This is a genomic window from Paraburkholderia phosphatilytica (assembly GCF_003443895.1).
Taxonomy (GTDB): domain Bacteria; phylum Pseudomonadota; class Gammaproteobacteria; order Burkholderiales; family Burkholderiaceae; genus Paraburkholderia; species Paraburkholderia phosphatilytica.
Genome location: NZ_QQOA01000005.1, coordinates 1 through 26,736 on the forward strand (window position 1 = coordinate 1; position 26,736 = coordinate 26,736).

General features: G+C 63.5%; 36 protein-coding genes and 1 tRNA gene. 16 read left to right on the forward strand and 21 right to left on the reverse strand.

The window, feature by feature from the left end:
* Window positions 1–252: 252 nt before the first annotated feature.
* Window positions 253–579, forward strand: coding sequence for a hypothetical protein (locus DVS29_RS06935; RefSeq protein ID WP_118179708.1), 327 nt, complete (start codon window positions 253–255; stop codon window positions 577–579).
* A 125-nt stretch (window positions 580–704) separates the two neighbouring features.
* Here DVS29_RS06935 and DVS29_RS06940 read toward each other — a convergent pair whose 3' ends face one another.
* From DVS29_RS06940 to DVS29_RS06960, 5 genes are all read right to left on the reverse strand, one after another.
* Window positions 705–938, reverse strand: a complete 234-nt coding sequence (locus DVS29_RS06940; RefSeq protein WP_118179709.1) for a (2Fe-2S)-binding protein — start codon at window positions 936–938, stop codon at window positions 705–707.
* A gap of 190 nt (window positions 939–1,128) precedes the next feature.
* Window positions 1,129–2,007 carry a glutamate racemase gene (gene murI / locus DVS29_RS06945; protein ID WP_118179710.1) on the reverse strand — a complete coding sequence of 293 codons (879 nt, stop codon included), beginning with the start codon at window positions 2,005–2,007 and terminating at the stop codon, window positions 1,129–1,131.
* Window positions 2,008–2,067: 60 nt separating this feature from the next.
* The gene (gene bfr, locus DVS29_RS06950; protein ID WP_118179711.1) at window positions 2,068–2,547 is read right to left on the reverse strand and encodes a bacterioferritin; all 480 of its coding nucleotides are present in this window, start codon (window positions 2,545–2,547) and stop codon (window positions 2,068–2,070) included.
* A gap of 240 nt (window positions 2,548–2,787) precedes the next feature.
* Entirely contained in the window at window positions 2,788–4,323 is a 1,536-nt protein-coding gene (locus DVS29_RS06955; RefSeq protein ID WP_118179712.1) for a fumarate hydratase, read from the reverse strand.
* 51 nt (window positions 4,324–4,374) lie between these two features.
* Window positions 4,375–4,980 carry a TIGR00645 family protein gene (locus DVS29_RS06960; RefSeq protein WP_118179714.1) on the reverse strand — a complete coding sequence of 202 codons (606 nt, stop codon included), beginning with the start codon at window positions 4,978–4,980 and terminating at the stop codon, window positions 4,375–4,377.
* Between DVS29_RS06960 and DVS29_RS37235 the strand changes: the two genes are divergently transcribed.
* Window positions 4,910–5,200, forward strand: a complete 291-nt coding sequence (locus DVS29_RS37235; RefSeq protein WP_164707857.1) for a hypothetical protein — start codon at window positions 4,910–4,912, stop codon at window positions 5,198–5,200. The genes DVS29_RS06960 and DVS29_RS37235 overlap by 71 nt on opposite strands.
* Here the strand turns inward: DVS29_RS37235 and DVS29_RS37240 are convergent.
* Window positions 5,128–5,292: a hypothetical protein gene (locus DVS29_RS37240; protein ID WP_164707858.1), complete on the reverse strand. Its 165-nt coding sequence runs from the start codon at window positions 5,290–5,292 to the stop codon at window positions 5,128–5,130. The two genes, DVS29_RS37235 and DVS29_RS37240, sit on opposite strands and share 73 nt — an antisense overlap.
* Before the next feature lie 388 nt (window positions 5,293–5,680).
* Between DVS29_RS37240 and acs the strand changes: the two genes are divergently transcribed.
* The 6 genes from acs to DVS29_RS36825 all read left to right on the forward strand — a co-directional run bounded on the left by acs (window position 5,681) and on the right by DVS29_RS36825 (window position 11,399).
* The gene (gene acs, locus DVS29_RS06970) at window positions 5,681–7,663 is read left to right on the forward strand and encodes an acetate--CoA ligase (protein WP_118179716.1); all 1,983 of its coding nucleotides are present in this window, start codon (window positions 5,681–5,683) and stop codon (window positions 7,661–7,663) included.
* Between the two features lie 103 nt (window positions 7,664–7,766).
* A complete protein-coding gene (locus DVS29_RS06975; RefSeq protein ID WP_118179717.1) occupies window positions 7,767–8,123 on the forward strand; it encodes a DUF4212 domain-containing protein in 357 nt (118 codons plus the stop codon).
* A gap of 21 nt (window positions 8,124–8,144) precedes the next feature.
* Window positions 8,145–10,181: a sodium:solute symporter family protein gene (locus DVS29_RS06980; protein WP_118179719.1), complete on the forward strand. Its 2,037-nt coding sequence runs from the start codon at window positions 8,145–8,147 to the stop codon at window positions 10,179–10,181.
* Between the two features lie 94 nt (window positions 10,182–10,275).
* A tRNA-Ser gene (locus tag DVS29_RS06985) sits at window positions 10,276–10,366 on the forward strand.
* Between the two features lie 102 nt (window positions 10,367–10,468).
* On the forward strand, window positions 10,469–10,825 hold the full coding sequence (locus DVS29_RS06990) for a hypothetical protein (protein WP_118179720.1): 357 nt from the start codon (window positions 10,469–10,471) through the stop codon (window positions 10,823–10,825).
* A 103-nt stretch (window positions 10,826–10,928) separates the two neighbouring features.
* Window positions 10,929–11,399: a hypothetical protein gene (locus tag DVS29_RS36825; protein WP_124800606.1), complete on the forward strand. Its 471-nt coding sequence runs from the start codon at window positions 10,929–10,931 to the stop codon at window positions 11,397–11,399.
* A gap of 82 nt (window positions 11,400–11,481) precedes the next feature.
* On the opposite strand, the gene DVS29_RS06995 is transcribed toward DVS29_RS36825, so the two are convergent.
* From DVS29_RS06995 to DVS29_RS07015, 5 genes are all read right to left on the reverse strand, one after another.
* A complete protein-coding gene (locus DVS29_RS06995; protein WP_118179721.1) occupies window positions 11,482–11,736 on the reverse strand; it encodes a hypothetical protein in 255 nt (84 codons plus the stop codon).
* A complete protein-coding gene (locus DVS29_RS07000; RefSeq protein ID WP_118179722.1) occupies window positions 11,729–11,971 on the reverse strand; it encodes a hypothetical protein in 243 nt (80 codons plus the stop codon). The genes DVS29_RS06995 and DVS29_RS07000 overlap by 8 nt, the downstream gene beginning before the upstream one ends.
* The gene (locus DVS29_RS07005; protein WP_124800607.1) at window positions 11,964–12,191 is read right to left on the reverse strand and encodes a hypothetical protein; all 228 of its coding nucleotides are present in this window, start codon (window positions 12,189–12,191) and stop codon (window positions 11,964–11,966) included. Before DVS29_RS07005 ends, DVS29_RS07000 begins: the two co-directional genes overlap by 8 nt.
* 194 nt (window positions 12,192–12,385) lie before the next feature.
* Window positions 12,386–12,832 carry a hypothetical protein gene (locus DVS29_RS07010; protein WP_118179725.1) on the reverse strand — a complete coding sequence of 149 codons (447 nt, stop codon included), beginning with the start codon at window positions 12,830–12,832 and terminating at the stop codon, window positions 12,386–12,388.
* A gap of 102 nt (window positions 12,833–12,934) precedes the next feature.
* Window positions 12,935–13,150, reverse strand: coding sequence for a hypothetical protein (locus DVS29_RS07015; RefSeq protein ID WP_118179726.1), 216 nt, complete (start codon window positions 13,148–13,150; stop codon window positions 12,935–12,937).
* A gap of 99 nt (window positions 13,151–13,249) precedes the next feature.
* On the opposite strand from DVS29_RS07015, the gene DVS29_RS07020 reads away from it, so the two are divergent.
* From DVS29_RS07020 to DVS29_RS07030, 3 genes are all read left to right on the forward strand, one after another.
* On the forward strand, window positions 13,250–13,489 hold the full coding sequence (locus tag DVS29_RS07020; RefSeq protein ID WP_118179727.1) for an Arc family DNA-binding protein: 240 nt from the start codon (window positions 13,250–13,252) through the stop codon (window positions 13,487–13,489).
* A gap of 66 nt (window positions 13,490–13,555) precedes the next feature.
* Window positions 13,556–13,834, forward strand: coding sequence for a type II toxin-antitoxin system RelE/ParE family toxin (locus DVS29_RS07025; RefSeq protein WP_118179728.1), 279 nt, complete (start codon window positions 13,556–13,558; stop codon window positions 13,832–13,834).
* Window positions 13,835–13,871: 37 nt separating this feature from the next.
* On the forward strand, window positions 13,872–14,174 hold the full coding sequence (locus DVS29_RS07030; RefSeq protein ID WP_118179729.1) for a HigA family addiction module antitoxin: 303 nt from the start codon (window positions 13,872–13,874) through the stop codon (window positions 14,172–14,174).
* Window positions 14,175–14,507: 333 nt separating this feature from the next.
* Here DVS29_RS07030 and DVS29_RS07035 read toward each other — a convergent pair whose 3' ends face one another.
* The 5 genes from DVS29_RS07035 to DVS29_RS07055 form a co-directional block, all read right to left on the reverse strand.
* Entirely contained in the window at window positions 14,508–14,867 is a 360-nt protein-coding gene (locus DVS29_RS07035; protein ID WP_118179730.1) for a DUF2280 domain-containing protein, read from the reverse strand.
* Window positions 14,868–14,889: 22 nt separating this feature from the next.
* Complete coding sequence (locus tag DVS29_RS07040; protein WP_118179731.1) at window positions 14,890–15,084, reverse strand: hypothetical protein; 195 nt, start codon at window positions 15,082–15,084, stop codon at window positions 14,890–14,892.
* Window positions 15,068–15,475 carry a DUF5681 domain-containing protein gene (locus DVS29_RS07045; protein ID WP_124800608.1) on the reverse strand — a complete coding sequence of 136 codons (408 nt, stop codon included), beginning with the start codon at window positions 15,473–15,475 and terminating at the stop codon, window positions 15,068–15,070. The genes DVS29_RS07040 and DVS29_RS07045 overlap by 17 nt, the downstream gene beginning before the upstream one ends.
* Window positions 15,462–16,124 (reverse strand): hypothetical protein, encoded by a 663-nt coding sequence (locus DVS29_RS07050; RefSeq protein WP_118179733.1) that lies wholly within the window; start codon window positions 16,122–16,124, stop codon window positions 15,462–15,464. Before DVS29_RS07050 ends, DVS29_RS07045 begins: the two co-directional genes overlap by 14 nt.
* 92 nt (window positions 16,125–16,216) lie before the next feature.
* Window positions 16,217–16,678 (reverse strand): hypothetical protein, encoded by a 462-nt coding sequence (locus tag DVS29_RS07055; RefSeq protein ID WP_118179734.1) that lies wholly within the window; start codon window positions 16,676–16,678, stop codon window positions 16,217–16,219.
* A gap of 112 nt (window positions 16,679–16,790) precedes the next feature.
* Between DVS29_RS07055 and DVS29_RS07060 the strand changes: the two genes are divergently transcribed.
* Both DVS29_RS07060 and DVS29_RS07065 read left to right on the forward strand, forming a co-directional pair.
* Window positions 16,791–17,117 (forward strand): hypothetical protein, encoded by a 327-nt coding sequence (locus DVS29_RS07060; RefSeq protein ID WP_124800609.1) that lies wholly within the window; start codon window positions 16,791–16,793, stop codon window positions 17,115–17,117.
* A 318-nt stretch (window positions 17,118–17,435) separates the two neighbouring features.
* Window positions 17,436–18,272, forward strand: coding sequence for an alpha/beta hydrolase (locus DVS29_RS07065; RefSeq protein WP_118179736.1), 837 nt, complete (start codon window positions 17,436–17,438; stop codon window positions 18,270–18,272).
* An 8-nt stretch (window positions 18,273–18,280) separates the two neighbouring features.
* Here DVS29_RS07065 and DVS29_RS36830 read toward each other — a convergent pair whose 3' ends face one another.
* From DVS29_RS36830 to DVS29_RS07085, 4 genes are all read right to left on the reverse strand, one after another.
* Window positions 18,281–18,562 carry a hypothetical protein gene (locus DVS29_RS36830; RefSeq protein WP_124800610.1) on the reverse strand — a complete coding sequence of 94 codons (282 nt, stop codon included), beginning with the start codon at window positions 18,560–18,562 and terminating at the stop codon, window positions 18,281–18,283.
* Window positions 18,563–18,711: 149 nt separating this feature from the next.
* Window positions 18,712–19,032, reverse strand: a complete 321-nt coding sequence (locus DVS29_RS07075; protein ID WP_118179738.1) for a DUF4148 domain-containing protein — start codon at window positions 19,030–19,032, stop codon at window positions 18,712–18,714.
* 58 nt (window positions 19,033–19,090) lie between these two features.
* Window positions 19,091–20,776 (reverse strand): ATP-dependent DNA ligase, encoded by a 1,686-nt coding sequence (locus DVS29_RS07080; protein WP_118179739.1) that lies wholly within the window; start codon window positions 20,774–20,776, stop codon window positions 19,091–19,093.
* On the reverse strand, window positions 20,773–21,855 hold the full coding sequence (locus DVS29_RS07085; RefSeq protein ID WP_240655498.1) for a ligase-associated DNA damage response exonuclease: 1,083 nt from the start codon (window positions 21,853–21,855) through the stop codon (window positions 20,773–20,775). Before DVS29_RS07085 ends, DVS29_RS07080 begins: the two co-directional genes overlap by 4 nt.
* Before the next feature lie 172 nt (window positions 21,856–22,027).
* Here DVS29_RS07085 and DVS29_RS07090 point away from each other — a divergent pair, with 172 nt between their 5' ends.
* The 3 genes from DVS29_RS07090 to DVS29_RS07100 all read left to right on the forward strand — a co-directional run bounded on the left by DVS29_RS07090 (window position 22,028) and on the right by DVS29_RS07100 (window position 25,258).
* A complete protein-coding gene (locus tag DVS29_RS07090; protein WP_118179741.1) occupies window positions 22,028–22,594 on the forward strand; it encodes a DUF3005 domain-containing protein in 567 nt (188 codons plus the stop codon).
* 478 nt (window positions 22,595–23,072) lie between these two features.
* The gene (locus tag DVS29_RS07095) at window positions 23,073–23,867 is read left to right on the forward strand and encodes a type IV pili methyl-accepting chemotaxis transducer N-terminal domain-containing protein (protein WP_118179742.1); all 795 of its coding nucleotides are present in this window, start codon (window positions 23,073–23,075) and stop codon (window positions 23,865–23,867) included.
* Window positions 23,864–25,258 carry an MFS transporter gene (locus DVS29_RS07100; protein ID WP_118179743.1) on the forward strand — a complete coding sequence of 465 codons (1,395 nt, stop codon included), beginning with the start codon at window positions 23,864–23,866 and terminating at the stop codon, window positions 25,256–25,258. Before DVS29_RS07095 ends, DVS29_RS07100 begins: the two co-directional genes overlap by 4 nt.
* A 24-nt stretch (window positions 25,259–25,282) precedes the next feature.
* Here the strand turns inward: DVS29_RS07100 and mdtD are convergent, their stop codons facing one another.
* The gene (mdtD, locus tag DVS29_RS07105) at window positions 25,283–26,683 is read right to left on the reverse strand and encodes a multidrug transporter subunit MdtD (protein WP_118179901.1); all 1,401 of its coding nucleotides are present in this window, start codon (window positions 26,681–26,683) and stop codon (window positions 25,283–25,285) included.
* Window positions 26,684–26,736: the final 53 nt, after the last annotated feature.

Below are 26,736 nucleotides of genomic sequence, written 5' to 3' on the forward strand. Positions count from 1 at the left end.
CGGAGCGGGCGGAGCCGGCGGTGGCGGCGCGGGCGTCGTGATCGCGTTCGGCGACGGCGCGGCGGCAGGCGGCAGCTCGCGCACCACGGGCTTCGGCGTCGGGCGCGGCTTGGGTTTTGCGTGCTGCTGCGGGGGCGTCGGCGTGGGCGGCGTGGGTGTCGACTGAACGGTGACCGGCGCGGCCACGGGCGTGGGGCTCAGCAGCTCGGCCGTGATCGTGCGGGATTCAGGTGCGACGGGCGGACGCTCCGGATGCGCGAGGAACACGGCCGCCAGCAACGCGACGTGAGCAAGCGCGACGGCCGTCACAGCGACCCCGGTGCGGCGCGTCAGGCGATGGTCTGGGTGCGGCTCGAAGCCGTCTGGAATGGATTGCGTAGCGTGCATATCAGCGTCGACGGACAGCAGCGGACACGGCGGCGACGCGATGCGTCGCCGGCCGCGTCGCGCGACTGGACGTCAAGTTCGGAAAATCAGCAGGGAGATACAGAGGGTCGTCACGAATCCAATCAGCAGTTCCATCTCGGGCTCCTCGAGGAGAAAGAAGGTTGCTGGCTGGCCTCGCGGCTGGCTTGCTGACGGCAGGGAACGCAGCGCCGCGGAATGCGGCGCACGTGCGCGGTGCTACAACGAAATCGGGACGGCGGGCGGTTCGCTACGGATGGAGGCGGAACCGCGTCGCCGGTTGAAGGCGCGGATGCCGCTCAGGCGGCCTGGCGCGCGTAGAACGTCAGCGGTACCGCCTGGCCTTGCTCGACGCCGCAGTGGCTCGCGCAGACGCCGCTCTCGGCCATGAGTTCGCGCACGGTGGCCTCGCACTTGCCGCAGCAGGTGGCGACGCCGAGCTCGAACTGAAGCTCGTCGAACGAATCGACGCCTTCGTCGATCGCGGCCCGGATTTTCCGGTCGGACACGGACTTGCACACGCAGACGATCATGGCTGAAAGCAATAGCTAACGTTAATGCGAATTATTATCATTTTATCGCGAAGACTTGGCAAGCCTATTCACGATCAATTTTTGTAACAAAACCAGCCTGTTAGCGTGGGTTTTGTGGGGCGGGATGGGAGACGGCGGCGGGGCGGGGCACGACGCGCTCCGGAGCGTTACGCAGCAAGACGCCGAAGCATCAGGCCGCGGCGGAATCCTCAAGCGCGAGCGTGCGCCGGGACGGGATCGTCACCTGTTCGACCGGCGCGTCCAGATGCAGCAGCGTGGCCGCGAGCTGGCGCAGATGCGCGCCGTCGCTGGTCGAGCAGAAGCGGGGCATGAGCGCATCGGCGGCACGACCGGGACGCGCGCGCAGGCCGCGCTCGTCGAGCACGCGTTCGAGCTGCCGCGCGATCGCGACGCTGGTGTCGATCAGCGTCAGCCGGTCGCCGACGATCGAGCGGATCGTGGCGTCCAGAAACGGGTAGTGCGTGCAGCCGAGCACGAGCGTATCGGCGCCGGCGTCGAGCATCGGTTGCAGATAGCCTTCGAGTAGCGCGCGGAGTTCGGGCGAATCGATGTCGCAGCGTTCCACCGCCTGCACGAGCCCGTGGCCGGGCTGTAGAAGGAAGTGGCAGTCGGCGGCGTGGCGGTCGAGCAGCGACTGGAAGCGGCCGCTGCGCAGTGTGACCTGGGTGGCGAGCACGCCGGCCACGCGCGTCGCCGATTGCAGCGACGCGGGCTTCACGCCGGGTTCGACGCCGATCAGCGGAATGGGCAGCCGCGCCCGCACCTGTTCGATGGACTGCGCGGTCGCCGTATTGCACGCCACCACCAGCGCCTTCACGCCTTGCGCCACGAGCCACTCGCCAATCGCGAGCGTGCGGTCGACGATGAAGTCGTCGTCGCGCTCGCCGTACGGCGCGTAGCGCGAGTCCGCTGCATAGATGACCGCTTCGTCAGGCAATTGCGCACGTACCGCGCGCAGTACGGAGAGGCCGCCCAGGCCGGAATCGAACACGCCGACCGGGGCATCGTTCCAGCCGGTCGGCGCGGTCACGGGCGTGAGGTCAGTCATGTACGAAGATCGAGATGGATCGAAGGATTGGCGTGGGCGCCGGGTGGAAGCCGGGTGGAATTACGACTCGATCGAGGTCATGCCCGACTGCTGGTAATTCTGGATGCCGACCTTGTCGATCAGGTCGAGCTGGGTTTCCAGCCAGTCGATGTGTTCTTCGGTGTCGTCGAGAATCTTCACGAAAATTTCGCGCGAGATGAAATCGCGCACCGACTCGCAATAGGCGATCGCTTCCTTGCACGTGGCCTGGGAGATCGTCTCGAGCTTCAGGTCGCACTCGAGAATCTCTTTCGTTTCCTCACCGATGAAGAGCTTGTGCAGGTCCTGAAGATTCGGCAGACCGTCCAGCATGAAAATGCGTTCAATCAGCAGGTCCGCGTGCTTCATCTCGCCGATCGATTCGTCGTACTCATGCTTGCCGAGCTTGTCGAGGCCCCAGTGGCGATACATGCGCGCATGCAAAAAATACTGGTTGATGGCCGTGAGCTCGTTCTTCAGCTGCGCGTTCAGATATTCGATGACCTTCTTGTCGCCTTGCATGGCTGTTCCTTGTGAGGGTTCTTATTCAACCCTGAACAATAAACGTCGCTCGATGAAAAGCCAAGAATTGAGACACTTTCGTATGCGATTCTCAATTCGTTTGCGAAAAGCGCCTTGTTTAGCCCGGCTTTTCATGTGCGACGTGTGAGCGACGAAGTGCGCGATGCGGTGTTCGTTGCCCGCGCCCCTTTCTCGCTTTCGTGGGAAGGAAGCACGGGCACCGGCACGATCGATGCGGAATCAGGCCGTCGCGACCGGAATCTTGCCGATCTTCGCCTGCCATTCCTTCGGGCCGGTCTGATGCACGGACGTGCCGTGCGAATCGACCGCGACCGTCACCGGCATGTCGCGCACGTCGAACTCGTAGATCGCTTCCATGCCGAGGTCCTCGAACGCGAGCACCTTCGCGCTGCGAATCGCCTTCGACACGAGGTAAGCCGCGCCGCCCACCGCCATCAGATACGCGGCCTTGTGTTTCTTGATCGCCTCGATCGCGACCGGGCCGCGCTCAGCCTTGCCGATCATCGAGATGAGGCCTGTCTGCGCGAGCATCGTCTCGGTGAACTTGTCCATGCGCGTCGACGTGGTCGGGCCCGCAGGGCCGACGGCTTCGTCACGCACCGGATCGACCGGGCCGACGTAGTAGATCACGCGGTTCGTGAAATCTACCGGCAGCTTCTCGCCCTTGGCGAGCATGTCGGCGATGCGCTTGTGCGCAGCGTCGCGGCCCGTCAGCATCTTGCCCGACAGCAGCAGCGTCTGGCCCGGCGTCCACGATGCGACTTCTTCCGGCGTCAGCGTATCGAGATCGACGCGCTTGCTGGTTTCCGTGTTCGGCTCCCACTGCACTTTCGGCCATGCGTCGAGTGAAGGCGCTTCGAGCTTCGCGACGCCCGAGCCGTCGAGCGTGAAGTGCGCGTGGCGGGTGGCCGCGCAGTTCGGGATGATCGCGATCGGCTTGCTTGCCGCGTGCGTCGGCGCCGCCATGATCTTCACGTCGAGCACCGTCGACAGACCGCCGAGACCCTGCGCGCCGATGCCGAGCGCGTTGACCTTCTCGTGCAGCTCGACACGCAGTTCTTCGATCCAGTCCTGCGGACCGCGCGCGATGACGTCCTGGATGTCGATCGGGTCCATCAGCGATTCCTTCGCCATCAGCATCGCCTTTTCAGCGGTGCCGCCGATGCCGATGCCGAGCATGCCCGGCGGGCACCAGCCGGCGCCCATCGTCGGCACGGTCTTCAGCACCCAGTCGACGATCGAATCCGACGGGTTCAGCATCGCGAACTTCGACTTGTTCTCCGAGCCGCCGCCCTTCGCCGCGACCTGCACGTCGATCTTGTCGCCCGGCACGATCTCGTAGTGGATCACGGCCGGCGTGTTGTCCTTCGTGTTCTTGCGCGCGCCTTCGGGCGGGCTCACGATCGACGCGCGCAGCACGTTGTCCGGGTTCAGATAACCGCGGCGCACGCCTTCGTTGATCATGTCGGTGACCGACATTGTCGCGCTGCCGTTCTCACTTGCCCAGCGCACGTCCATGCCCACCTTCACGAACACCGTGACGATGCCGGTGTCCTGGCAGATCGGACGCTTGCCTTCGGCGCACATGCGGCTGTTGGTCAGGATCTGCGCGATCGCATCTTTCGCGGCCGGGCTCTCTTCGAGCTCGTACGCGCGGCCGAGCGCCTGGATGTAGTCGAGCGGATGGTAGTAGCTGATGTACTGCAGCGAATCCGCGATGCTCTGGATCAGGTCTTCCTGTTTGATGACGGTCATGGCTGGCTCTGTGGGGACGGTGCTTGGGATCGGACCAGGTGAAGCGAACGGTCAGTCCTGCACGCTGGTAGTGGGTAAGGGAGAAACGCGGCCCGCTTCGCGTGCGGGCTCATGAAAATGTTCGGGATGCGTGTGGGTGGTCAGGCGGTCGATCCAGGCCATCACGAGCGCGGAGAGCAGGAACGTACCGTGGATGATGACCTGCCACATCACCGCATGCGCGGAATGCTGGTCCGGGTTGATGAAGGTCTTCAGCAGATTGATCGACGAGATGCTGATGAGCGCCATCGAAAGCTTCACCTTCAGCACGCCCGCGTTCACATGGTCGAGCCACTCGGGCTCGTCGGGATGGCCTTCGATGCCGAGACGCGACACGAAGGTCTCATAGCCGCCGATGATCACCATGATCAGCAGGTTCGAGATCATCACCACGTCGATCAGGCCCAGCACGATCAGCATCACGTTCGTCTCGTCGAGCGTCATCGATGCGCTCACGAGATGCGCGACCTCCTTCACGAACAGCACCACGTAGACCGCCTGCGCGACGATCAGGCCGAGATAGAGCGGCACCTGGAGCCAGCGGCTCATGAAGATCAGGGAAGGCAGCGGCCGCATTGCGCGGCGACGCGTAGTGGCGGTGTTGGGGCGCAAGGACATGATCGATGGCGTTGACGAAGGAGGCGCCATCGGCACAGCGCGGCGGCGCGCCGCAGCCGTTCGGGCGGGCAGGCTGCCGGGAGAAGCGCAGCGGCAGGCCGGCGGACGGCTGGATGGGGCGCGCCCGGGCGGGCTGAGCCGGGCGCGTTATTGTACAGCGTCGCACCGCAACATCGCGCCGAAGGCGGCAGGCCGCGCGGCTTCACGGCGTCGCCCATGAAGATGCGGCGTCGCGAGCAACCGCTTCGCGAACGGGCGGACGCTCGCCGCCGCCAGCAGATCGACGACGCTCGCGACGAGTTCAGTTAGCATGATGGAATCGGTTTGTTCGAACGTCTGTGCGGCGCAGGCAACTTCGAGCAGCAGCGAATGGCCTGGCGCTTTGCCGCGACCCATGCGCACATGCGTGAAAACACCGAGCCGGTACGTAAGTGGCCGGTAAGTTGCGGCGCTTATCGTCGCACGGTATGAAGGCCCGCCTTGCTTCGCGCGTGCAGCTGAATGCCACGGCACAGGCGCATGATTTGCTCGCCGTGCGAGTGTCACAGAGGTGGCACAGGCCGGGCCAAGGGTTGGAGACACGCGCCGCCGGGCCAGAGACAGGCGACAGGCCGCGCGAACAATCACCGCGTCTCATGGACAAGCGTCATGAGCGCGCGGGCACGGGATTCAAGGTTCCATCTTCACCAAGGGGTAGTCGATGTCTGCGATTGAATCGGTTCTTCACGAACACCGCGTATTTCCTCCTTCCGCCGACATCACGGCGCAGGCCACGGTTTCGGGCATGGATGCGTACCGCGCGCTCGTCGCGGAAGCGGAACGCGATTACGAAGGCTTCTGGGCGCGACTCGCGCGCGAAACGCTGACGTGGAAGAAGCCTTTCACGAATGTGCTCGACGAATCGAAGGCGCCGTTCTACACGTGGTTCGAGGACGGCGAACTCAACGCGTCGTACAACAGCCTCGACCGTCACGTCGAAGCCGGCAATGGCGGCCGCGTCGCGGTGATCTTCGAAGCCGACGACGGCACCGTCACCAACGTCACCTATCAGGACCTGCTCGCGCGCGTATCGCGCTTCGCGAACGCGCTGAAGAAGCGCGGCGTGAAGAAGGGCGATCGCGTGGTGATCTACATGCCGATGTCGGTCGAAGGCATCGTCGCGATGCAGGCCTGCGCGCGTATCGGCGCAACGCACTCGGTGGTGTTCGGCGGGTTCTCGTCGAAGTCGCTGAACGAGCGGCTCGTCGACGTCGGCGCGGTCGCGCTCGTCACGGCTGACGAACAGATGCGCGGCGGCAAGGCGCTGCCGCTCAAGAACATCGCCGACGAAGCGCTCGCGATGGGCGGCTGCGAAGCGGTGAAAAGCGTGATCGTCTACCAGCGCACGGGCGGCAAGGTGAGCTGGAACGAAGGGCGCGACCTGTGGATGCACGAAGTTGTCGCGAACGAATCCGATACCTGCGCGCCCGAGTGGGTGAGCGCCGAGCATCCGCTCTTCATCCTGTACACGTCGGGCTCCACCGGCAAACCGAAGGGCGTGCAGCACAGCACCGGCGGCTATCTGCTGTGGTGCGCGCAGACCATGAAGTGGACCTTCGACTGGAAACAGAACGACGTGTTCTGGTGTACCGCGGACATCGGCTGGATCACGGGCCACAGCTACATCACGTACGGTCCGCTCGCGCTCGGCGCCACCCAGGTCGTGTTCGAAGGCGTGCCGACCTATCCGAATGCCGGCCGCTTCTGGGACATGATCGGCAAGCACAAGGTCACGCTGTTCTACACCGCGCCGACCGCGATCCGCTCGCTGATCAAGGCCGCGGAAGCCGATGCGAAGGTGCACCCGAAGAGCTACGACCTGTCGTCGCTGCGCGTGATCGGCACCGTCGGCGAGCCGATCAATCCGGAAGCGTGGGTCTGGTATTACGACAACGTCGGCGGCAAGCGCTGCCCGATCGTCGATACGTGGTGGCAAACGGAGACGGGCGGCCACATGATCACGCCGCTGCCGGGCGCGACGCCGCTCGTGCCGGGCTCGTGCACGCTGCCGCTGCCGGGCATTATGGCAGCGGTCGTCGATGAAACCGGGCAGGACGTGCCGAACGGGCAGGGCGGCATTCTCGTGATCAAGCGTCCGTGGCCGTCGATGCTGCGCACTGTGTGGGGCGACCCCGAGCGCTTCAAGAAGAGCTACTTCCCGCCGGAACTGGGCGGCAAGCTGTACCTCGCCGGCGACGGCACCGTGCGCGACAAGGACACCGGCTACTTCACGATCATGGGTCGGATCGACGACGTGCTGAACGTGTCGGGTCACCGGCTCGGCACGATGGAGATCGAGTCGGCGCTGGTCGCGAATCCGATCGTCGCGGAAGCGGCGGTGGTGGGCCGGCCGGACGAGACGACCGGCGAAGCCGTGTGTGCGTTCGTCGTGCTGAAGCGCGCGCGTCCGGAAGGCGACGAAGCCGCGAAGATCGCGAACGAACTGCGTGCATGGGTCGGCAAGGAAATCGGGCCGATCGCGAAGCCGAAGGACATCCGCTTCGGCGACAACCTGCCGAAAACGCGTTCCGGCAAGATCATGCGCCGCCTGCTGCGATCGCTCGCGAAGGGCGAGGAGATCACGCAGGACGTGTCGACGCTGGAGAACCCGGCGATCCTCGAACAGCTCGGCGAGTCGCGCTGAGCCTGGCCTGACCTGGCCGCAGGCAGTCGCAAGTAGTCGCACCGAAAGCCGTTGCGCGGACAATCCCAATTGTCTGCGCAGCGGCTTTTTGCTACATAGGCGCATGGCCGCGCCACGACACACCACCCACACTCCGCCGATCAACCCCGTACCCGAACCCCCGCCGGTCTCGGAGGCGATGGCGCGCGCGCATCGACGCTACTGGCGCTTCAACGTCACGCTGATCGGCGTGCTGATGACGATCGGCTTCGCGGTGTCGTTCGTCGTGCCGCTGATGGCGCGCCGGCTCGCGTCCGTACGCTTCGCCGGCTTCAGCCTGCCGTTCTATCTCGGCGCGCAGGGCGCGATCCTGATCTACGTCGCGTTGATTGTCGCGTATATGGTGCTGATGCAGCGCGCCGACCGCGAACTGCAGCGCGCGTTCGAAGCTGATGCGGTTGCTCGCCGCGCAGCGCGCTAGAGAGAGGCGCTCGCGCAACCGATGAAGCTCACCAACCGGCTGATCCTCTCCTACGCGTTCTATACGCTCGGCTTCCTGTTCTTCATCTATGTGCTGTGGCGCATCGAGCTGAGCACCGGGCCGGGTACGTGGATCGGCTACGTGTTCCTGTTCGTGCCGATCGCGGTCTATGCGGTGATCGGACTGCTGTCGCGCACGTCGGATCTCGTCGAGTACTACGTGGCGGGGCGGCGCGTGCCGTCCGCGTTCAACGGCATGGCGACCGCGGCGGACTGGCTCTCGGCCGCGTCGTTCATCGGTCTCGCCGGGTCGCTGTACGCAACCGGCTACGACGGCCTCGCGTACATGATGGGCTGGACGGGCGGCTACTGCCTCGTCGCGTTCCTGCTCGCGCCATACGTGCGCAAGCTCGCGCGCTACACGATTCCGGATTTTCTCGGCACGCGCTTCTCGAGCAATCTGGTGCGCGCGATCGCCGTGCTCGCCGCGATCCTGTGTTCGTTCGTGTATCTCGTCGCGCAGATCCAGGGCGTGGGGTTGATCGCGACGCGCTTCATCGGCGTCGACTTTTCGATCGGAATCTTCTGCGGGCTGGCCGGGATACTCGTGTGTTCGTTCCTCGGCGGGATGCGGGCAGTGACGTGGACTCAGGTCGCGCAATACATCATCCTGATCTCCGCGATCCTGATTCCGGTGTCGATGATCGCGCATCGCGACGGACTCGGCTGGGTGCCGCAGTTCACGTACGGGCGACTGATGGAACGAGTCGAGACGCTCGAACAGCAGGTGCGCGTCGCGCCCGACGAGCAGCGCGTGCGCGACTACTACCGTCAGCAAGCCATGGCCATGCAGGCGCAGATCGATGCGTTGCCGCGGTCGTATGCGGAAGGCAAGCGCGCGCTGGTCGAACAGATCGCCGATCTGCGCCGGCACAACCTCGCGCTGCGCGAGATCGACGAGAAAGAGCGCGACCTCGCGAGCTATCCGCGCGATGCCGCGGCCGCGCGAATTGTGTGGAGCCAGCAACGCGACGAGTTGATGGAGCGCGCGTCGGCGCCGGTGCCGATGCACGAGCCGTTTCCCGCGAACGATGACAGCGGCGCGCACGCCGATGACGACCGCCGTCTGCACGAGCGCAATTTCCTGTCGCTGCTGCTGTGTCTGTCGCTCGGTACCGCGAGCCTGCCGCATATCCTGACGCGCTACAACACGACGACATCCGTAGCGTCGGCGAGGCGTTCGGTCGGCTGGACGCTGTTCTTCGTCGCGCTGTTCTATGTGACCGTGCCGGTGCTGGCGGTGCTGATCAAGTACGAGATCCTCACGAACGTGGTGGGCCACCACATCGACGCGTTACCGCAGTGGGTGACGCAGTGGCGGCGCATCGAGCCGGTCATGTTCAATATCGGCGACATCAACCATGACAACATCGTGCGCTGGAGTGCGATCCAGATGCAGCCGGATATGGTCGTGCTCGCCGCGCCCGAGATCGCGGGGCTGCCGTACGTGATGTCGGGGCTGATCGCGGCGGGCGCGCTGGCGGCGGCGCTCTCCACCGCGGACGGCTTGCTGCTGACGATCGCGAACGCGCTGTCGCACGACGTGTACTACCACATGGTCGATCGGGAAGCGTCGAGCCAGCGGCGCGTGACGTTGTCCAAGATTTTGCTGCTGGGGGTGGCGCTGTTCGCGTCGTACGTGGCGTCGCTGAATACGGGGAACATCCTGTTTCTGGTGGGCGCGGCGTTTTCACTGGCGGCGTCGAGTCTTTTTCCCGTGCTCGTGCTTGGCGTTTTCTGGAAGCGCACGACGCGACTCGGCGCGGTGTGCGGGATGGTCGCGGGGCTGTCGGTGTGCGTGTACTACATCGTCGCGACGTATCCGTTCTTCACGCAGTTGACGGGGTTTTCGGGGGCGCGGTGGTTCGGTATCGAGCCGATTAGTTCGGGTGTGTTTGGGGTGCCGGCGGGGTTTGTTGTAGCGGTGGTGGTGAGTCTGTTCGATCGGAAGCCGGATGCTTATACGCGGGCGTTGGTGGATTACATTCGGCATCCGTGAGGGGCATCGTTGGCGCTGACTGGTCGTTCGCGGGTTGTTCCCTTCGACGAACACTGGCCGCGCACGCGAGGAGTGCGCTATAATGCGCGGCTCCGGAGAGATGGATGAGCGGTTTAAGTCGCACGCCTGGAAAGCGTGTATAGGTTAATAGCCTATCGGGGGTTCGAATCCCCCTCTCTCCGCCAGGACGCCTTGCGCGACAATGCTTACAGCCACACGCTGAAACGCTACCCGCCAAACAGCCCGCCTAAAAAGAAACGTCATATTTCTGCCTCCGGAGGCATGAAATGCCAAGTTACATCGTGACGCCCAGAGTCGTTCTGCACAAGGACGATGCGCGCACCAAAGAGCATTCCCCAGACGCCAAAGAATACGAAACTCTCCACATCGAAATGCATCGGCGTGGCTATCGCCGCTTCTTCGAGAACCGCAACGACAAAAAGCTCAAATTGCCACCAGGCGAATACGTGATCGATGACCTGGATGCAGAAGACGGCGCAGACGCTCGAGAAAAGGCTATGACCAAGGCGAAAGCCGCAGCGACGATGGCCACCTCGGAAAAGCGATTCAGCGTCTATATCACGGGAGGCGGCGGTGTCCGTGGTACTCATCTTGAAATGATCGACGAGGATCCAGACGCGTGAGCACGCCACGGTAGTATCCTATCGGTTCTCCATGCGCCCGCTTCGGTGCGCCAGTCTTGCCCCGGTCAACTCTTCGTGCCGGGGCTTTTCTTTGAGCCATCCCATGGTCAGCCGAGCCCGCGCACCTCGTGTTTCGCCAGTCAGTGAATTGCAATCGCTACGCGACAAGGTGCATCGCCTTGAGACCGATCTATTCGTCGCTCGTGATGCGCTCATCTATCTCCTCGACGCTCGCGACCTACTCAGCGGCTTCTATGGCATCAGAGATCGGTCGCAATTGCGCGAATGGCGGGAAGCGACGGCAACGAAGGTCATTGAGGCCGCTTGGGTGCGGCCTGGCGAAGAGATGGGGGACGCACGCTGGCCGCGGGCACTGTGCCCGCTTTGCCGGCAAGGCGCGGACGCCAGAAGGGACGTAAGGGGATTCGCGGTCCCCAACGGACTGCGACGTCATTTGCTGGGCGAACTCAACTCGCGCCAATGTCCCGTCTTCGGCGCTGCCGAAGGAATGGCCCGGAGCCGCATCGAGAACGCCGAGAGCGGAAAATGGACCCCGAGCTGGAGCTCTGTTTGACGGGTTTATGGCGGGATGGAGTACGCCGTCGGCGCATACCCCTCGATGGTTCTATGTCGGCGGCGGAGAAGCGCTCCGCCCGTCATGCGGCCGGGCGCAACTCGGCTTCGTTCGCCGCCATTCTCACCAGCGCGTTGTCGACGCGGTTCGACATGTTCTGCGCGATCTCAAGCCCGATCGTCGCCAGACCCGATATGGTGTCGACGTTGTGCGACTCGTCGGCGAGTCGATCGATAGCCTGCAGCAGGCTCACCAGCCGATTGAACGCATCCAGCGCGGCGTCGCAAGTCTGATGGCCGACGCGCAGTGATTCGTCGAGGGTTTTGGGCTTACCCATGGCCGTCCTCCAGTCGCGCCACGCCAACCATTGCGCGCAGCGCGTAGATTTCGACCGTGAGGCACTGGGCGTGCGCCTTCGCGATCGCGGATTGCGCAACCAGTTCAGCAAACGGTGCAGAACGCCGATGGACGCGCGCCGCGGCGCCGCAGCGATCGACCGTCAACCACAGCAAGTTGCGGCGACGCTCGAGGTGCTCGATCCGCCGGCGCACGTCGATCAGCGGCTCAGGCATGTTCGGACTCGCTGACTTCGGCCGATCCAGTTTTCTTCGAGCGAGGCCGCGTGGCGGCAACTTGCGCAGCGATCGCCAGCGTAGACACTTCGCTGGCGTTCTCGCTCGGCGAGATCCGGAATGCCGTTGCATTACTCCACGCTAGTTGCATGATTTCTTCGGAAAGGTCTGATGCGAGCCATAGGAGAGTGTGCTGAATCTCGTCGGCGAAGGTGAACATACCTGCTCCCACGTCACCGGTGCCTTTCATGAGGGACAGCAAGGATTCGAGTTGGTCTGCTTTGCAGACCAGACGGTCTGCAACGCTGTCGTGCGGAAAGAAAACCCGGAGGCCGTCTTCGACCTCTTCGTATTCAGGGCGTTGGATCCTGATTGCACCATATGGGTTTGTGAAGGAAAGTCGGCCAGTGACAGTCAGACCGTCTCGACAGGCACTTCTTTCTTGGCGCCGTTCTGTTTGAGCGCCGCAGCAGCCTGTGCAGCGATCGCCAGATCCGCAGCCGGACTTGATTGAGGGGTGCCCTCTTTTTCCAGAGCGCGTTCGTTTGCCCACTTTGCCAAACACGCGACTTCGTCCACCAGCATTTGAGACGCCGTCTCGCCAAGCGACAACAAGCCCATGACAGTGCGGTCGGAAAGTGGAGGCTCGATGGGCTCGTCGGGATCGCAATCTCGTGCGTATTCCTTTTGCACCTCGTTCGTCTGCGCGATTTTGAATATCTGCTCGAGGCCTTCGGCAATCTTCTTTGTGCGTTCGAGCAGCGTCACAAATGGGTACGCTGGGATTGCTTGCACCGATGCGTGGCGGACTTCGTCGGAAAAGACCCTGTAGTCAGAGTCCAAGAAATTGCGCTGATCCATTGTTTCCTCCATCAATTCGTATAACTAATTAGTGTCAGAAGCACATCGCTATCTGGCAGGCGTGTTTACGGCTTGAGAGGTTGAATCCTGAGGTTGACGCTGTTACGCAGTGCCGCGACCGGAACCCATGCGCGCCACGGCAGCGGCCGCGAGCAGCGCCGCGCCAGTAATGTCGAGCGCGTCCATGTAGGTCGGCGCCAATGCGGCCCGGCGGAGCGCGTCGCGCGTGATTTCGTGGATCAGGTTGGTGTTGACGCCGCCGGCGCGCACGTTACCAGGAGACTTGCGCGGCGCCGCTGCTTGGATCGCGGTGCTCATGGAACTCTCCCTGTGAAGGGGCCGAACCGCTTCGGCCATGAGTTCAATGTAGCAAAGTGCTACGTTTAATGCAAGCACTTTGCTACATATAATCTGGGCATGACCAGTGACGACCTCCAAACCAATCTGCGGCTGCCGGCCGCTCTCAAGGCGAAGCTGCAGCGCGCCGCCGAAACAAACAAGCGATCGATGAACGCTGAGGTGGTCGCGCGGCTCGATGACAGCTTCGACTCGCCACCCGCGGCCGCGACGCCCGTCGACGACCGCACTCTCGACCTGTTCGCAGAGAAGGTCGGTCAGGTGCTCGACGAGCGCGACAAGCGACGCGCGAAGCGCTGAATGGTCCGGCAACGGGGTGATAGTAACGCTTGACGTTATTAACGAGACTCGTTAATATCATGCTCCATGATCTCTTCATTCAAATGCCGCGACACCCAGGCGCTCTTCGAAGGCAAGAGGGTTCGCCGCTTCGTCAACTTCGAGTCGGTAGCAATGCGCAAGCTCCAGCAGCTGCACGCGGCGGCTGATCTGGAATTCCTGCGAATTCCCCCCGGCAACCGGCTCGAACCGCTTGAGGGTGACCGGAAAGGGCAGCACAGCATCCGGATCAACCAACAGTGGCGGATTTGCTTCAAGTTCGCCAATGGCATTGCGACCGAGGTCGAGATCACCGACTACCACTAAAGCGGGGCTTCCCGCTGTGCTCTCAATGGAGTGAGATATGGCACGCGAAATTCCGCTGGCGACGCCGGGAGAAATCCTTGCGCTCGACTGGCTCGAACCTATGGGCATCACGCAGTACGCGCTCGCGAAGGCGATCGACGTGCCGGCGCGGCGCATCAATGAAATCGTGAAGGGAGACCGCTCGATCACGGCAGACACCGCGGTGCGCCTAGGCGCGTTCTTCGGAACGGACCCCCAAAGCTGGATGAACCTGCAGACGCACTTCGACACTGAGATGGCGAAGGAAAAAATCGGTGCCGACAAAATCGAGGAAATCCGGCAGCACGCGCACGCAGCTTGATTGAGCCGTTGGTGGGCAGGATGGCGGGCTGCCGGCGCGTGTGGGTTTCTCCGCCCCGTCCCGCAAAAATCACGGCGGACTATCGATCCACCAGCGACAAGACTAGGCGCACCTCATGTGATAGCATTTTCGTGCGGCGGCGGTCTTCGTAGCGATGCGCGTTTGCAGGATGCTACATCCTGCGTGTGACGTGCGGGACGAGGAAGGCGTCGACATCCTGCCTGGATGTGAGGGCGCCGTGATCACCTATCTCGCCGAACGTCATAGGAACGCGGGAGACTAGTCCCTAAACCCCGCGGGTCGCGACTGGCCTGCGGGGTTTTCCCTTTGTGGCTATCCGCATTCACGCGCGGCCAGCTCGAGCAAGTACATCACCAACCGGTCGTTCCCTGCATTTCTAGCCTTGTCGACGATGCGCTGCAGCGCTCGTAGTCGAAACGCGCGATGTGCAATCCCGATGTTCGCAAGTTCCTTTTGATACCGAGCTCGAGTCGCCCAGAAGATGGTCCGATATTTGGCGCTCAACCGCGCGCCGGCGGTCTTGGTAGGGTCGTACTGTTCGACGCACTGCGGGCTCACATCCAGCCCGAACTCTACCTTGACGGCTCGTCTTACCATGGTGGGCGTGTCACCGCACGCCAACGCCTGCGTGATAAAGGTTTTGACCGGATTAGAGAGCTTGTGTCGTTTCATGATTCATCAAGGCACCGTACAACTAACCGGGCAGTTTGGAGTCACTGGAGGCCGCCCCATAAAAGCTCTCCAGCGTCCGCGTGTTGAACTCGCGCCGCGGAATCCGCTGTGGTTTGGCCGTCGGGTCACCGTAGAAATGCTCGATCGGCATCACCTCGACGAAGTCGCCAGGGATGACGGCTTCGAGGTTCTCGACACGCCTAGTCAGACTGCGCATTTGCCGCCTCCAGTGCCTTGATGCGGGCTTCCAGTTCCGTTGTCTCGACGATGCGCGCCAAAGCCCCTAGCGCCGCCGTCATCGCATTTGCCTGCGTCGGCGACAACTCGCCGCTTGCCGCCGCTCGAATAATCGCCTCTCCCTGATCCGCGAGCGTCCCCTCCGGCAGCGCGAACGCCACCTTGCTGTCTTCGGCTCGCAAGGGCGGCAGTGCTCGTTCGAGCAGGATCCGTATCGACTGCATGTCTCCACCGCGGGCCGACTCGATCAGGGTATCAATCATGGTCGGGAGTTCCTTGGCGATGCGCTGACGCAGCCCGTTCGCAGTGTTCTTCGCGCCGCGTGGCCGTCCCTTCGGATTGCCTGACTGGCCAGCACTAAACTTCGGCATCTGTTTCTTCTCTGCAAATATCAGCAATAGCAGGCTTCGCGTTTCGCGGGGTTGGTCCGATCTTCCATTCCCGCTCCGTGCAGTCGGCGACGATCCGGTCGAACACTTCCGCCGCCGGCGGGAAAGTAAAATTTGAAGTTCGACTTTCGGCATCACCTCCAGCCTCGCCCATCACGATCCCGCCGCCACAGAGGTGAGCGCCGGTCCGGTGAGAGGCTGCGTGCCGTCGATCGCCGAGCAGATGATGTCCGTGTACCATTCCCGTCCCCTTGTGTCGCCAACGTGCTGCACAGCCAGAACCTTGTACGACCCGGTTGGGCTCAGGCTCGGGATGCGGTCGTTGACTGCCGTGTACTGTTGGTTGAATTGCGCGAGCTGGATCGTGCTGTTGTCGAGCGAGATGGGGCTCGCGAGCTTGATGTTCGGATTTAGCAGGCAGCGCAACGATGATCCCCTCGAGCGTCTGCGTGGGCATCCCGATCATGCCGGTGTTTTGATTGATGACGACCCATTCCAGCGTGGGATCGGCTTCGAAGATCCGATCGGAGAGCTCGGCAGCTGTGACGCGGTCGTAAATGCCGTACGTCACGCCGCGGCTATCCTCGACGATCCAGAAACTGTCTTTGCCGTTCGAACACTGCTGATCCATGGCGCCCCTTTGGTGGAGTGGTTGGTGGGTAACGGCGTCCGCCGGGCATAGCGTGACTGCTGCGCAGGCCTGTCGGGCGGACCATCCCTCCGCTATGCGATCGTCACCGTGTTCGCCGGCAGTGTGGTCGACTGTCCCGCGATGACCGACTTGCACGCGTAGACGAAGTCCCGAACCGCCGCGGCGAAGTCCGTGAAATTGGCCTCGCTGAAGCCATTCAGCGCGCCGGCCTCGGTCGGGTAATTGAACGCTGTGACGCCGCCCGGGAATCCCTTGCCAGCGTTCAGGCTCGTTTCTACCGCAATGATGTCCATTTGGCTCAATTGATCGACCGCATACGTGCCGTTGAGCGAGGGAGTGCCGTTGCTGGTAATGGCGAGACCTGCCGCGAGCAGAGCGGAGGCCTGCTGTGCAAGCTGCTGCGCAGCCGTCAGCACAATGGCAGTTGCAATTTGCGCAAACTGCTGAGCGCTAATTTCGGAGGCTGCGGCGGGAGCTTGCGCGGGGTCATCGAAACCCGCAACGTCGCCGCTCGGTAGTTGGTAGAAGTTCATAGTCGATCCTCAAGCGAGACGTTTGACAACGATTCGGCCAGTCAGCGGGAACGTTGCCGAGGAGATCGTGCCGAGCGACGTCCAGGCTGTCGTCGTGTCTCCGGGACCATGAGTGCTCGCCGTTGCCTGCCAGTGCGACGAGATATATTCCGTGATGAGCTGCCAGTTTGCCGAAGAAGTGCCAGCCAACTGGTTGGAAATCGAAAGGATGGACTTGCAGATAGTTTTGGTAGATATCGTGTTGCGCACCAGCCGGGGGTCGCTATATGCCAATACGAAGCTGTTCGCAAAACCGCTGCTCGATACCGGAGTCGATGCGTTGGAAAACAGCATCGAATACTCGAACATGTTCGTGATGGACGAATTGTTCGGGAGCAGGTTGACCTGCGCCGAGCCTCCAGTGCTTCCCGCCAAAAGGAAATCAATCTCGTACAGCTGATTATCTCCGCACGCGATATGAAGAGGCACCGCGGTAGCTGACGTAATGTCAATGTATGCGCTTTCGCCCGGCGCGAGGGTGAGATCGGACGACGCGCTGCTATACTGAGTTGTGTCTGCCCGCACGAGGAAAACTTAAGGAAACCTATTCTTTCTGAAAATTCGACCGCTACTGTGGGAAAGGCGAATCGGAAACGCTTCGGAACAGGCACTCGTCTCGTCGTAGCTCAAAGAATTTCGTCTTCGTGCGTTCGCAATTTCGAACGATAATCTGCCAAGCTCGCTACCTCGACACACGTTCGAAGACAGGGGATCACAGATGGACACGCTAAGGCACCTGAACAGCAAAGGCCGCACATCTTTCCTCGCGAAGCACGCCATCGCGCTGGCCCTGACGCTCTCGCTCGGCATCACGCATGCCACTGCCGGCGAACTACTCAAGCTCCCCACCCGCAACGGCGCAACATCGGACGCCTATCTCGACTCCTCGTCGACAACACCACCTTGGGTCATCGTCCTCTTCGCAGGCGACGATGGCGCGATGAATCTCACGGACAGCGGCCCGACAAGGCTAAAAGGCAACTTCCTGATCCGCACCGCTTCGTACTGGACGCAATCAGGCGACGCCACCGCAATCTTCGATGCGCCATCAGACAACGCGAGCGGCATGAACGACGTATTCCGCCTGAGCGCCGACGGCGCGCAAGACATCGCGGTAGTCGTCGCTGAACTGCGCAAACGCTATCCCAACGCGAAAGTCGCGTTGATCGGCACGAGTCGCGGCACGATCTCAGTGGGCAACGTGCTGAAGCGCAACCCTGCGCTAGCGGATGCATACGTGCTGACGTCTCCGGTCACGAACGCCGGAGGAGGGCAGGCAGGTCTGTCGGGACTCAGTTGGGAAGGCAACAAGGCGCGAGTGCTGATGCTGTCGAACGAGCATGATGGCTGCTTCGTATCGCCATTCAGCGGCGCAAAGCGCGTTGCGAATTCGAACGGCTTCGACTTCGTCGCAGTGTCCAGTTCGGAAGGCGGTGGCAGCAGAAAAGCAGAGTGCGGCGCGAATTCACCGCATGGCTACCTCGGCATCGAGCAGCAGGTGCTGGATACGATCAACGGCTGGTTGAACGGGAAGCCCGTTGCCGCGCAGCCGTGAGTCGAAGGTTAAGCATGGCGATCACGCAGCGCTTCTTGCGAGCTCCAGCACGGGAGTCCGCGACCGCTCGTCTCATACTCCTCAATCAGCGTTCCGAGCATCTGCACCAATGGCGCGAGTTCACCGGCTTCATCTGCGCCACCAGCATCGAGCAGACCATTGAGCACCTGCACGGCATGAGCGTATTCGTCCGCGGTGGAAATGGCATGCAGCGGGACTTTGGACATGAGCGCCTTCAGATGGCAGACCAGTTCCCGAACTTCGTCTTCAGTAAAAATTGTGGCTTCCATTTGTCGAGTTCTTTTGCTTAACCGATGCAAGTTGCACGGCGCCCGCTGCAACTAGAAGCGAACACTTGCGCGCGAGGATCACCCATATCGAGAAATCATATCAAGCGATCCCCGCGCAACGCGCAATGTACGACGGACGAACACAGCCCCTACTGACTCGCCCCCTGCCCAACCCCCGCCTTCTTCTCCGCGTTCTGCAGATTCTGCGGATAGTTCGGGTCATTACGCGACGGCGAATAACCATTCGCCTCAAGCTTCTTCAACTCGGCGTTCTTCTTCGCGCGCGCCTGTTTTCGTGCAGCCTTGCGTTCCGCCTTGGTCGTTTTCGGTCGCGGTGTCGAAGCGGCCTGTTCGACCGCTGCGTCGCCGGTATTCGTGTTGCTCTGTGCGTAGACCGGCACCGTCATGCTGCCGGCCACGAGCGTGACCGACGCCACCAATACAGCCAGCTTTGCCGAAGGATGTGTCATTGTCGATCTCCTGTTGAACCACGGTTGAACAGCAGCGCGCTGCGATGATCCATCCGCCTCACGCCTCGATAAACCCTTTCAACATGGCAAGCGAATCGGCGTCCTCGATCCGCTTGTCGGTGCGCCAGCGCAGCATGCGCGGGAAGCGCACCGCAACGCCCGACTTGTGTCGCGGGCTCGCCTGTATCCCTTCGAAACCGATCTCGAACACGAGCGTCGGCGTGACGCTGCGCACCGGTCCAAACTTCTCGACCGTCGTGCGCCGCACGATCGCATCCACCTGGTTCATCTCGTCATCGGTGAGTCCTGAGTACGCTTTCGCGAACGGCACGAGCGTCCTCACGCCGTCCGATTCGTCCCACACCGCGAACGTGAAGTCCGTATAGAGGCTCGCGCGCCGTCCGTGCCCGCGTTGCGCGTAGACGAGCACCGCGTCGACCGCATACGGATCGATCTTCCATTTCCACCACGTACCCGATGCCTTCGTGCGGCCGACGCCATAGCACGACGCGCGCTCCTTCAGCATCAAGCCTTCGACGCCGCGCGCACGGCTCTCGTCCCGTATCGCGGCGAGCGTGTCCCAGTCGCTTGCTTCGACGAGCGGCGACACGCGCAACGCTTCGCGTCCCGGCACACCGCCGCCAACGGACGAAGCAAGCGCATCGAGCCGCGCGCGACGCTCAGCCAGCGGCGTCATGCGCAGATCGATACCGTCTGCCTCCAGAAGATCATAGGCCAGCAAAGTGGATGGCGAATCCGCAAGCACCTTCTTCGTCAGCGTCTTGCGCGTGATGCGTGGCTGCAGCCGCGCGAATGGCAATGGCCGGTCCGCATCGGGCTGCCACGCGAGAATCTCGCCATCGATCACCGTGCCATCGCGCAGCGCATGACCGAGCGCGACGACTTCCGGAAAACGCTCGGTGATCAGGTCCTCACCGCGCGACCAGATCCATACCTGTCCCGCGCGCTTCACGAGCTGCGCGCGGATGCCATCCCATTTCCATTCTATGAGCCAGTCCGTCGGATCGCCGAGCGTTCTGGTCTCCGCCTGCAACGGATGCGCGAGAAAGAACGGGTAGGGCAGGCCGGCATCACGCGAATCGCCGGGTGTAGCGAGTAGCGATTGTGCTGCGTCGTCATTGTTGCCGTTCGCTTCTGCGGCTACGAGCTTCACATAGCGTTCCGCGCTCGGCGAAAGCCGCGAGTCGGTCCAGCCGACCATCCGCTGCGCAATCACGCGATGATCGACGCCGGCCACTTCAGCCAGTGCACGCACCACGAGCTGCTTCGCGACGCCGACACGAAACCCGCCGCCAATCAGTTTCGTCAGCAGAAAGCGGCCGCTCCAGTCGAGTTCGTCCCAGTACGCGATGAGCCGCTCACGCAAGATGTCGGGGCTCGCGCCGCGCATCGGCAGCACGCGTTCCTCGATCCATTGCGTGAGACCGAGTTCGGATTCGCGCGTTGCAGGCGGCAGGATGTGCGCGATCGTTTCCGCGAGATCGCCCACCGCTTGATACGACTCGTCGAAGAGCCAGTCGGGCAGACCCGCGCGTTCGCTCGCGGTCGCGATCAGGAGCCGCGTTGGAACGGACTGGCGCGGCTTGCCGCCCGCCAGAAAATACGACGCCCACGCGGCATCTTCCGGCGCGGCCTGCGAGAAGTAAGCAATCAGCGCGGCGAGTTTGTCGCGCGTGGATGTGGTTGCATCGAGCGCGGTATAGAGCGCGGCGAAGCGTCTCATCGCGACGTGTCCGTTGCGTTCGCGTTCGCTTCTGCATCGCTCACGGGTTCTTCGGATGCGGTTGCATCACGCGAATCAAGCTCTTCATCACCATAGTCCGTCGCGAACGAACCCGAATCGAAGCCGCGCTCGCGCAACCAGCGCACGAGTGGCTCCACTTGACCATGCGTGACGATCACGCGACTCGCGCCGCTCGCATCGATCGCCTGCTGTAGTGCGGGCCAGTCCGCGTGATCCGACAGCACGAAGCCGCGATCGACACCGCGCCGCCGACGTGTACCGCGCAACCGCATCCACCCCGACGCGAACGCATCGCTATATTCGCCGACGCGCCGCAGCCACGGCGTGCCCTGCGCGGAGGGCGGCGCGACGATCAGCGCCTGGCGGAACATGGCTTTATCTTTCGGCGCGATGTCGTTGACGCGCTGCGTCGGCGGCAATGCAATACCTGCTGCGCGATACACATCGTTGAGCGTCTCTACCGCGCCGTGACAGAAGATCGGGCCGATCGCCGCATCGATGCTCGCAAGCACGCGTTGCGCCTTGCCGAGCGTGTAGCAGAACAGCACGGACGCGCGTCCTTCGGCAGCATTGCGACGCCACCACGAATCGACGTCGTCGAATAGCGTTTGCGGCGGATCCCAGCGATAGATCGGCAGACCGAACGTCGATTCGGTGATGAAGGTGTCGCAGCGTACGGGCTCGAATGCATCGCAGGTCGGATCGCTCGCGAGCTTGTAGTCGCCCGACGCGACCCACACGCGGCCGCGGTGCTCGACGCGAATCTGCGCCGAACCCAGCACGTGCCCCGCGGGATGCAGCGAAACCGTTGTCTCGCCGATCGTCAGCCGTTCGCCGTAGCGCACCGTTTGCAGCGTGATGTCCGGCAGCCGCGAGCGCAGAATGCCCGCGCCCGCGTGTGCCGCGAGATAGTGCCCATGACCGGCGCGCACGTGATCGGAATGCGCGTGCGTGATGACCGCCGCGTCCACCGGTTTCCATGGGTCGATATAGAAGCCGCCCGGCGGACAGTACAGACCCTCGGGACGCGCGACGATCAGGTCTTCGTGGCTGTTCAATGCCTCGCTCCGTGCGGCCGCTTCGTGGAAATCGCTTGCGAACCCATTCAATTCGACATGGCAATCGACGTGCCCGACACATGACGCGGCTTTGCGACGCATCGCGGGGAGTGGGAACGGCCATTGCGGCGCTACACAGTATCCGTCAACGAGTGATCAAGGACATCTGACCATGCAAAACGCCCAGTCGAACCCGACCCAGTCGCAGCAGAACGAGATGGCGGCGAAGAGCCCCGCGAAGACGCCGGCCACGGGCGGCGCCGGGCCGGACGTGAAAACCCAGGCGCGCGAGTTCAGCGCGCCCGCAAAGGCACAAACGGGCCAAACGATCGCGGGGAAGCAACCCGCGCCGTTGCCAATCGTGCAGCCAGGAGCCGGCGCGGAAGCGTCGGGCGATCCGGTGCGTCGCGCGGCGCAGCGCATCGTGTCGGTCGACGTCGCGAACAGCGGCGCGTCGGACAGCAGCATCGACACCGACGGCAAGGGCCTCGAAGCCGCGCGCGAAGCGTCGGGCTGGACCGACAACGTCGTGACGTCGGAGGCGACCGGCGACAACGCCATCGCCACGCCCGACGAAGGCCTTGGCGGCTTCGACAGCCGGGTCGGCGGCAACCTGCCGGGCATCGCGGCGCGTCCGGGCTGGCGCGTGCGCAGCCACGGCGCGGTCTACGTCGAACGCCTGAACGGCGGCCGCGCGGAACTGCTGATCAGCTTTGAAGAGACCAGCGAAACGCACTAAAGCCGCACTAAAGCGCCGCACACGCGTGGTGCGATGCACCACGCCGCTGCACCAACTGACGACGCCGCGCACAGCGGCGGCGTAGGGCCTCCGGTGCGCTTTCAGAAAGCACGCGCCACACAGCAAGGGCCGCGAAAACGCGTCCGCCGGGTTCGCTTACAACCCTGAAAACGACGCCCAACAAGCGTCCGGCGCCACCTGAGCGCGGTCAAGGCAAGCCTGAAAACACCCCGCGCAGCCCATCGCCCGCACGAATGGCATACCTATTGCATTGCACCACGCCGAGGTCAAGGGCGACCTCGTAGCAGCGCATCTATTGTCTGCCGCCGTTCGGGCGGCTACGGGACAACGGCGTCCCGAACGGCGTGCCACGTGTCGAGCGATCGACGCGCGGTGCCGTTCGGGACGCTTTTTTTTGCGCGCCGCGAGCGTACCTGGACCACCCGCAATGCAATCGATGCTTCATTCGAAGGGACCCATGACTTCGCTTCGCCAACCTGCCGCATCCGTAACGTCGCCAGCTGCGGTGACGGGCCAGATCATCGGTGAACTGATCAATCTGGCGGGCCGTCAGCGCATGCTGTCGCAACGGCTGGTGCTGCACGTGCTGCTGGCTGCGCATGGCGATGCGGCGGCGCTCAAGATCGCGCGCGACTGTCTCGCCACGTTCACGACCGCGCACGCGGACCTCGTGAACGGCAACGATCGTCTGCCCGGCACCTTCTCCGCGGCGCTGCGCGAGCTGTATCTGGGTGCGCGCGGCGCCGATGCGCGCGTGCACCGCTTCATTGCGCTCGCGAACGATGCGATCGCGGCGCTCGAAGGCCTGCGCGCTGTGACACACGACGATGCGCGCATTACCGCGCTCGTCGGCGAAGCGACGCCGTTTCTCGACGTGCTGCAAGAGATCACGCTCGCGTACCAGCACGAGCTGCGCGATGTCGAAGCCGCGACCCAGCGTCGTCAGAACGATATCGCCGAGCGGCTCGGGCGCATCTCGATGCAGGCCAACATCGTCGCGATGAACGCGCGCGTATCCGCTGCGCGCGCCGGTGATTACGGCCGCGAATTCGCGGTGATCACGACGGTGCTCGCCGACATCATCAAGGAAATGGACCAGCTGATTCACAGCGTCGTCGACGAACGCGGCGGCAAGCGCGCGGGCGCATCGGCCGCATCGGCCGCGCAGCACGCACATCGGCAGCGCAACACCACCGAACCCTCAAACACCCGCATGACCTTCACGACCTCGCCCTTCGAGAGACACCTATGACGACCCTGCTGAATTCGCTGAAGAGCGGCAACTGGCGCGCGCTGCTCGCGTGCTTCCTGTACTTCGACACGGGCTTCACCGTGTGGGTGATGTTCGGCCCGCTCGCGCCGTTCATTCACAAGGACATCGCGATGTCGCCGGCGCAGCTCGGCTTTCTCGTCGCGGTGCCGGTGCTGGCCGCGGCCATCCTGCGCGTGACGCTCGGCAATCTCTATCAGGCCTACGACGGCCGCCGCGTCGCGCTGATGGGCGTCGCGCTGTCGGCGATTCCGTCGGTCGTGCTGCTGCTGTCGCCGGCTGCGCCGTCGTACACGCTGCTGCTGGTGCTAGGCGTGTTTCTCGGCGTCGGCGGCGCGAGCTTCGCGGTCGCGCTGCCGATGGCGGGCAGCAACTATCCGCCGAAAGTGCAGGGCCTCGTGCTCGGGCTCGCCGCGGCCGGCAACATCGGCGCGGTGCTCGACGGCTTCATGTTCCCAGGGATTGCCGATCATTTCGGCTGGGCGCGCGCGGCTGGCGCTGCGCTGCCGCTGCTCGGCATCGCCGCGCTCGCGCTGTACTTCTGGGCGCACGATCTGGGCGTGAAGTCGGGCAGCGCACCGCGCGCGCTCGGCAGTTTCCTGATCACGCTGGGCGGACTGCTGGTGCTCGTGCTTGCGGTGCACGGGGGCGTGTTCGGTGCAGGGAAGACGGGCGTGCTGCTGTTGCCGCTGCTCGGCGCGCTGCTCGCGATCGCCGTGCTGCCCGCGCACTATCGCAGTGTGCTGACCGAAGGCGATACGTGGGTCGTGATGCTCGTGTACAGCATCACGTTCGGCGGCTTCGTCGGCATGTCGTCGTACGTGACGACGCTGCTGATCTCGCTCTATCAGATGCCGAAGCTCGAAGCGGGTCTCTTCATGTCGCTGCTCGCGTTCATCGGCGCGCTGGTGCGCCCGATCGGCGGCCTCGTCGCCGATCGCATCTCCGGTGTTCGCGCGCTCGTGCTGCTGCTTGCGGCGATCGCCGCGTGCGATTTCCTGTTCGCGATCTGGATGCCGCCGCTCGGCGCGGGCATCGCAATCCTGGTGATCACGTATCTGTGCTTCGGCCTCGGCAACGGCGCGACGTTCCAGCTCGTGCCGCAGCGCTGGAAGGGCAGGACCGGGCTGATGTCGGGCATCGTCGGCGCCGCGGGCGGCATCGGCGGCTTCTATCTGCCGGTGATCATGGGGATAGCGAAGGAAAGCACCGGTAGCTACCAGATGGGCTTCGCGACCTTTGGCGGTATCGCGACGCTCGCGTTCGCGCTCGTCGTGCTGCATCGCACGCGCTGGCTCGAATGGGCGCTGCCGAAAGAAACGCTGGTGCCCGCCGCCGCGCCGCAACGCGCCGGCATGTCCGCGGACGTGTGATCGTCTGAACGTTCGAGCGGAGCGTTAGCGCCCTGCAGCCGCCGGTGAAGTACGCCGTACCGGTTGCTGCGGGGGTTCCGTATCGAGCTTGCGGAACACGAGCGCCGATATCAGCGTGATCACGCCGACGCAGATGAACGCGAGCCGGAAGCCGGTCGCAGCCGATCCACCGTGCGGCGTGAACAGATTGACGAGCCCGCCGCCGATCGATACGCCCAGGCCGATCGCGAGCATCTGCACCATCGAAAACAGACTGTTGCCGCTGCCGGCGTCTTCGCTGGTGAGGCCCTTCAGCGTGACGCTGTTCATCGCCGCGAACTGCATCGAGTTCGCGCCGCCGAAAATCGCCAGCACGGCGATCTCGAGCACGAGCGGCGTGCCCGCGGAAAACAGCGCGAACGCCACGATCGAACCGCCAACGATCAGCGTATTCACAAGCAGGAACATCTCGTAGCCGAAGCGGTGAATCAGCGGCGCGATCCAGCGCTTCGTAACAGTGCCGGCGATGGCCGCAGGCAGCATCATCATGCCCGAGTGCAGCGGCGAATAGCCGAGCTGCAGCTGCAACAGCAGCGGCACGAGAAACGGCACCGCGCTGGAGCCGACCCGGCACACCAGGTTACCGATCAGCCCCACGCTGAAGTTCGGCTCACGAAACAGGCCGAGCCGGAACAGCGGATTCGCCTTGCGGCGCGCGTAGGGGATGTACAGCAGCGCGGCCGCTACGCCGAGCACGAACAGGAACACGGACCACGCTTCGCGATGCGTGTGCATCGGCGCGTCGATCGCGAGTGAACACGCGACCATGCACGCCGACAGCAGCCCGCAGCCGATCCAGTCGAACGGCGGCGCGGCGCCGCCATGCGAGCGCGGCAGAAAACGCAGCACCGCTAGCATGCCAACGGCGCCGATCGGCACGTTGATCAGGAAGATCCAGTGCCATGTCGCTTCCTCGACGAACCAGCCGCCGAGCGTCGGGCCGAGAATCGGGCCCACCTGGCCGGCAATCGAGATCATCGCGAGCGCGGATACGTACGCGTCGCCGCTGACGGCGCGTAGCACCGCGAGCCGCCCGATCGGCAGCAGCATCGAGCCGCCGACGCCCTGCAGCACGCGCGCCACCACCAGTTGCGGCAGCGTATGCGCGTTCGCGCAGCAGATCGAGCCGAGCACGAACAGCAGGATCGACGCGAAGTACACGCGCCGCGTGCCGAAGCGGTCCGCGAGCCAGCCGGATGCCGGCGTGAGCAGGGCCATCGTCAGCGTGTACGCGACGACGACCGGCTGCATCTGCAGCGGCGATACGTCGAGGCTGTGGGCGATGGAGGGTAGCGCGGTGTTGACGATCGTCGTGTCGAGGGCTTGCATGAAGAAGCCGGTCGCGACGATCCACAACAATGCGGTCTGGGTGGAATCTCGATTCATCTTGAGGCGGTGCGGGGACCTCATCATCATAGTGTCATGATCCGCTATCGGGA